The sequence below is a fragment of the Kitasatospora sp. MBT66 genome (genome assembly GCF_000710405.2).
Lineage (GTDB): Bacteria > Actinomycetota > Actinomycetes > Streptomycetales > Streptomycetaceae > Kitasatospora > Kitasatospora purpeofusca.
On the sequence record NZ_JAIY01000036.1, the window covers coordinates 1 to 540 of the forward strand.

At 74.1% G+C, this 540-nt stretch carries 1 protein-coding gene; it reads right to left on the reverse strand.

What is annotated here, in order from left to right; translation table 11 throughout:
* A partial coding sequence (locus BI06_RS45305; protein WP_043479127.1) for a GAF domain-containing protein occupies positions 1-540 on the reverse strand: 540 nt, incomplete at both ends.

Genomic DNA, 540 nt, shown 5'->3' on the forward strand with positions numbered 1-540 from the left:
TCGTCGGTGCGGGCGTTGGCGAGCAGGGTGCCGATGTTGACGCCGCAGGCCTCGGCGAACTGCTCCAGGAGGTCGCGGTGGACGGCGCTGAAGGGGTGGACGGAGGCGAACTCCATGACGCCGAGCAGCCATTCCTCCAGGGCGATCGGCAGGATCAGCACGGACCGGGCGTGGGTGGCGCCGGCGCCGGAGCCGATCGTCGCGTAGTCGGGCGGCAGGTCGTCCACGGTGACGGTGCGCCGGGAGCGGGCCGCCTGGCCGACCAGCGACTCGCCGAGCCGGACCCGCGCCGGTCCGCCGCCGTCTCTGCCGCCGTCTCTGCCGCCCTCTTCGGCGGCTGTCTCCGCCGCGGTGCCGCCCTGTCCGCCGTAGGCGCTGATCCGGGCCAGGACCGTCCCCTGCGGTCCCTCCTCCGCCAGGTAGAACGCCCCGTACTGGGCGCCGACCAGCGGCGTCAGCCCGTCGGTGATCAGCTCGGCGACGGACCGGATGTCGCGCTGCCCCTGCATGGTGCCGGTGAAGCGGGCGAGGTTGGTCTTC